Genomic DNA, 5,184 nt, shown 5'->3' with positions numbered 1-5,184 from the left:
TTTCCTGGAATCGTCCTCCCTCTCGATCCCTGCAACAGTTGGCGAAAACCACCGGCCGGGATCGGGCATACGAAGTTTCGTTTCCGTCGCTTGTATCAATTCCAAGAACGGGCGGAGTTCGGCTGGCACAGGTAAAAGGCTTACAGGGTAATTTTCCGTACTACGGTACGTGGGACGTTCAGCCCGTATCGGCCATACAAACTTTTCGACGGGCAACTGAGCGTGTGGCACTGGTCGATGATGCGCTGCTGGTGCAACTGGGTGCCCAACCCGGCGATTCGGTACGTGTCGGCAATCTGTCGTTTCTGATTGCTGGGCGCGTTATGAAAACACCGGGGCAAGCCGCCGTTGCGGCCACCGTAGCGCCGACGGTTTTCATTCCCAATCAGTTTCTGAGTAATACTGGACTTTTGCAGCGCGGAAGCCGGGTCAATTATAAATACTATTATCAGTTTGCGCCGGGCACCGATGTCGATCAGTACGTTAAGACCATCTCGGCCCGGTTAGATAAGGAAGGCATCAATTACGATACTGTTGATGGTCGCAAAAAACAAACAGGGCGTTCTTTTGCAGACCTGACAAAGTACATGAGTCTGGTTGCTTTTGTGGCGTTGTTGCTGGGCTGTGTCGGGGTTGCCAGTGCTGTACAGCTTTACGTTAAAGAGAAGGTTGCGTCGGTCGCTATTCTGCGTACGCTCGGTGCCAGCGGCCGACAAGCCTTTCTGATTTACCTGATTCAGACGGCGCTGATGGGGCTACTTGGTGCTGCCGTTGGCGCTGTTGCGGGCTCGGCAGTGCAGTTGATCCTACCACGTGTCTTTGGCAATTTTCTTCCCATTACGGTCGATACGTCTTTGTCAGGATCAGCTATTTTGAGTGGTATTGGAACCGGCCTGCTCATTTCCGTTTTGTTCTCGTTGCTGCCGCTGCTGACGATTCGGAACGTATCACCATTACGTGCCATCCGTTCGTCTTATGAAGCTGATCTTTCCGGACGTGATCCGTTACGTTGGCTGGTGTACGTACTCGTGATAGGTTTCATCGTCGGGTTCGCCTACCTGCAAACGCAGAATTTCATGCTGGCCGCTGGTTTCACGGGTGGACTGATTGTTGCGTTCAGTATTCTGACGGGTTTGGGCTTAGGACTGATCTGGCTGGTACGTCGGTTTTTTCCGGCTTCGTGGAGCTACGTCTGGCGACAAAGCCTTGCCAATCTGTACCGCCCTAATAACCAGACGCTTATTCTTGTAACGTCCATTGGACTCGGTGCTTTTCTAATTGCTACGTTGTATCTGACGCAGGGATTGTTGCTGGGCCGGGTGGAGCTGTCGGGCAGTGGACAGCAACCCAATATGGTGTTGTTTGATATTCAGAATGAGCAGATTGCGGGCGTGCGCTCGTTAGTGAAAGCGGAAAAACTACCTATTCTGCAGGAGGTGCCCGTGGTGACGATGCGGCTATCGGATGTTAACGGAAAATCAACAGGAACGAGCCGCAAGGACACTACGTTCAAAACCCCGAACTGGGCGTTTACGCGCGAATACCGCGTTACGTATCGCGACACGCTGATTTCGTCGGAGAAGCTGGTTTCCGGGAAAAATCCGTATCAGGCAGACGGCGCGGTGTACATTTCGATGGAGAAAGGCTTCTTTGATCGGATGCATCTCAAGCTCGGCGATACGCTCAATTTCAATGTACAGGGCGCACCCATTCAAACTATCGTCAGCGGGACGCGGGAAGTGGATTGGAATCGGGTGCAGACGAATTTTCTGGTTGTTTTTCCGTCGGGTGTTCTGGAACAGGCTCCGCAGTTTCACGTATTGATGACGAAGGTTCCGAATAACCAGATTTCGGCTCAGTTGCAGCGTCAACTGGTCAGCCGCTTTCCTAACGTATCGGCCATTGACCTCGGTCTGATTCTGAAAACAATCGACGAAATTCTCGACCAGATTTCGTTTGTCATTCAGTTTATGGCGCTGTTCAGCATCCTCACGGGTCTTCTGGTGCTGGCTAGTTCCGTGGTTATCAGCAAATACCAGCGATTGCGGGAAAGTGTTTTACTACGTACGCTCGGTGCCAGCCGAACGCAGATTCTTCGCATCACAGCGCTGGAATACGGATTGTTGGGCCTGCTGGCATCGTTGTCGGGTATTTTGCTATCCATCGTTGGAACCTGGGCGCTGGCGCAGTTTGTGTTTGAGGTTCCTTACCAACCCAATATCGTTCCGCTAGCCGTCGTGACGGTTGTTGTGACGGGGTTAACCATTTTGATTGGTCTCTTCAACAGCCGAGAGGTGTTGGTCCGCCCACCGTTAGACGTGCTACGTTCCGAAGCGTAAGGCGTTTTATTACGTAGTTTCCCGCTATCTTTTTCTTCCGTGGGGCGGGAAACTACGGTTCGGGAAAAGCCGTAAATACGCGCTAAAAATAGACCGGGTTGTATCAGAATTTTGTATCTCCAAAACTACGCGACCTCGTTACCCACCATCATGGAAGAAATTTTCTGGTTTAATTCCTGGGAAGTAAACCGTAATCATCCGGGCTTTTTTCGGCAGGATATTCACCCATATATCATCAAATACCTGACTCCTTTTTCGCTGGAAGGCAAATCAGTTTTCGTACCATTATGCGGAAAAAGCCTCGATTTACTTTATTTCAGCCACTTTGCTTTCCGGGTTGTAGGCGTCGAGATTTCGGAACGGACTGTGCAGCAATTTTTTGCGGAAACGAAGCGCTCCTATAAACGCATAGGCAATCGGTTCATCTCAGGCAACCTGACTATTTTCTGCTGCGACTTTTTTGGTCTTACCTCTGCCGATTTAGGGGCAATTGATGTTGTCTACGACCGGGCGTCGCTGGCAGCGCTTCCCCCTTCGTTACGGATGAGATATCGGCAGGTTCTGGAACAATTAACGCCCGTAGGTGCCCTAAATTTCCTGAATACACCGGAATACGACGCGGTGAAATCAGCGGGCGTTCTATCCGGTATGGCGCACGATGCAGTGGCCAGCTATTACCCGAACTACGTTATTGACCATGTGGAAAGACCAACCGTATCAAATCAGGAAACACTACGTAGTCGATCGCTCCCACAAGAACATGCCTTTCTGATGCATAAGCTTTACGATACGACTACCCTCGAAGCGCTGAATTGATATAGACGATCGTTTCGGAACGCTTTTCACATATAAGCTTCATCCCGGCCTACGCGTAATTTAATAATTTTGAGTTCGTTAAGCGCTTTTAGCAGCGGATAAGCCGGGTCGAATTCATGCCAGCGGAAGCCGCCAAAATTGGCTCGTCCACCGTATTTGTGGTGATTGTTGTGATACGATTCACCCATCATGAGAAAGTCGAACGGCAGCAGGTTTTTGGCCGTATCGTTCACGACAAAGTTGGTATAGCCGTATCGGTGCGCGTACCAGTTGATAATAGCTCCATGCACCGGCCCCATCAGGAAGTGAACGGGCAATAACAAAAACAGCCAGGGCGACGTAGCGAACTGACTATAAAACAACGTATAAGCCGTTCCCCAGGCCAGACGTACCGCCCATTGATCGCCGAAGCGCTCCATCCATTCCCAGTTCGGCACTCCTTTTTTGAACCTGACCGGAATCGTATCCCGATTGTTGAGGATATCGTTGTAATAAAGCCGCGTTTTCCACATCATATCGAACAGATTTTTAGAGAATTCCGGCGAGTGCGGATCTTCTTCCGTATCGGCATGAGCGTGGTGCAGTCGATGCATGATGCCATAAGCCCGTGGGCTCAGAAACGATGAGCCCTGGCCAATGAATGTCAGGATGTAAAAAACTTTTTCCCAGCCTTTGCTCATGGTAAACATCTGATGAGCAGCATAGCGGTGAAGAAAAATCGTCTGCATTGATACTGACAGATACCAGTGCGCGAGGAAAAATGCGAGGATAATCATTGATCAAATAAGTAATAAGGTCGCGCCACTCAGAGTCTGGCGATGACTGCACGGATGCGTAATTCTGCCGCAAAAGTAGGGGCTTCATTCGCCCACGTTCTGACGAGCGTTAGGCGGTACGATGAGTTTTATCAGCCCCCGCAATAACCTGAATTCTATCAGCCCTCCACCTGACGAAGCTCATACACTACCGATTAAAATCACCTCACTTTTGAGCTGTAAAACCAACACGGTGATGAGCATAATCTTTTTCATGATTGGCATCAGTCTAGTACTGGCACTGGGGTTTCTGGGGGCATTTTTCTGGTCGATGAAAACGGGGCAGCAGGATGATCTCTACACGCCTTCGATTCGGATGCTGCTCGAAGACAACGTACCGGAACCGTCAGAAACACAACCTAACGCATCGTAACCCCTGTATTCGTTCAATATGAATGTTTCGTTTAATCCAACCCCCACTGAGCTGAAGCGCGAGTGGCAAACTGACCGGGCTGACATCGGACACCGACCGCCGGATCATCAGACACCGGTAGAACGGTTTGCGTACGACAACACGATTGTCCGGAATTTCGGTATCGCCACGGTTATCTGGGGAATTATTGGGATGCTGGTGGGCGTCCTGATTGCCAGTCAGTTATTTGCCCCTTCGGTGAATCTGAACAATCAGTACACTACGTTCGGCCGGATTCGTCCGCTGCATACCAACGCGGTCATTTTCGCCTTCGTCGGGAATGCCATTTTCATGGGCATATACTATTCGCTGCAACGGCTTTGCAAGGCCCGCATGTTTTCGGATGTTCTCAGCAAAATCCATTTCTGGGGCTGGCAGTTAATTATTCTTTCGGCCGTCATTACGTTGCCGCTGGGACTGACAACTTCCCACGAATACGCCGAACTCGAATGGCCCATCGACATTGCCATTACGTTGATCTGGGTGGTATTCGGTGTCAATATGTTCGGTACGATTGTTAAACGGCGCGAACGTCACCTCTACGTAGCCATCTGGTTCTACATTGCTACGTTCGTGACCATTGCCGTGCTGCACATTGTCAACTCGTTTGAGATGCCGGTCAGGATGTTCAAGAGCTACTATCTCTATGCGGGTGTGCAGGATGCGCTGGTGCAGTGGTGGTACGGACATAATGCCGTAGCATTTTTTCTGACAACTCCTTATCTGGGTATGATGTACTATTATCTGCCCAAAATGGCCAACCGCCCGGTGTATTCGTACCGACTCTCGATTCTGCACTTCT

The 5,184-nt window shown here is 50.4% G+C and carries 5 protein-coding genes; 4 read left to right on the top strand and 1 reads right to left on the bottom strand.

All coding sequences use genetic code 11. From position 1 onward, the window contains the following. Nucleotides 1-2,339 (top strand): ABC transporter permease (locus ACOJS8_RS08105; protein WP_420148036.1); only part of this gene is annotated, 2,339 nt, incomplete at its 5' end. 150 nt (nucleotides 2,340-2,489) lie between these two features. Beyond that, entirely contained in the window at nucleotides 2,490-3,155 is a 666-nt protein-coding gene (locus ACOJS8_RS08100; RefSeq protein ID WP_420148035.1) for a thiopurine S-methyltransferase, read from the top strand. A 26-nt stretch (nucleotides 3,156-3,181) separates the two neighbouring features. Here ACOJS8_RS08100 and ACOJS8_RS08095 read toward each other — a convergent pair whose 3' ends face one another. Further along, a complete protein-coding gene (locus ACOJS8_RS08095) occupies nucleotides 3,182-3,931 on the bottom strand; it encodes an acyl-CoA desaturase (RefSeq protein ID WP_420148034.1) in 750 nt (249 codons plus the stop codon). A gap of 235 nt (nucleotides 3,932-4,166) precedes the next feature. On the opposite strand from ACOJS8_RS08095, the gene ccoS reads away from it, so the two are divergent. After that, nucleotides 4,167-4,343 carry a cbb3-type cytochrome oxidase assembly protein CcoS gene (gene ccoS / locus ACOJS8_RS08090; RefSeq protein WP_420148033.1) on the top strand — a complete coding sequence of 59 codons (177 nt, stop codon included), beginning with the start codon at nucleotides 4,167-4,169 and terminating at the stop codon, nucleotides 4,341-4,343. Between the two features lie 18 nt (nucleotides 4,344-4,361). Continuing rightward, nucleotides 4,362-5,184: cbb3-type cytochrome c oxidase subunit I (locus ACOJS8_RS08085; RefSeq protein WP_420148032.1), on the top strand; the 823-nt coding region annotated here is incomplete at its 3' end.

It is taken from the genome of Spirosoma sp. (assembly GCF_048594605.1).
In the GTDB taxonomy this organism is placed as follows: Bacteria; Bacteroidota; Bacteroidia; order Cytophagales; family Spirosomataceae; genus Spirosoma.
The sequence above is the reverse complement of the archived record's forward strand: the minus strand, read 5'-3'. Positions and strand labels throughout refer to the sequence as shown.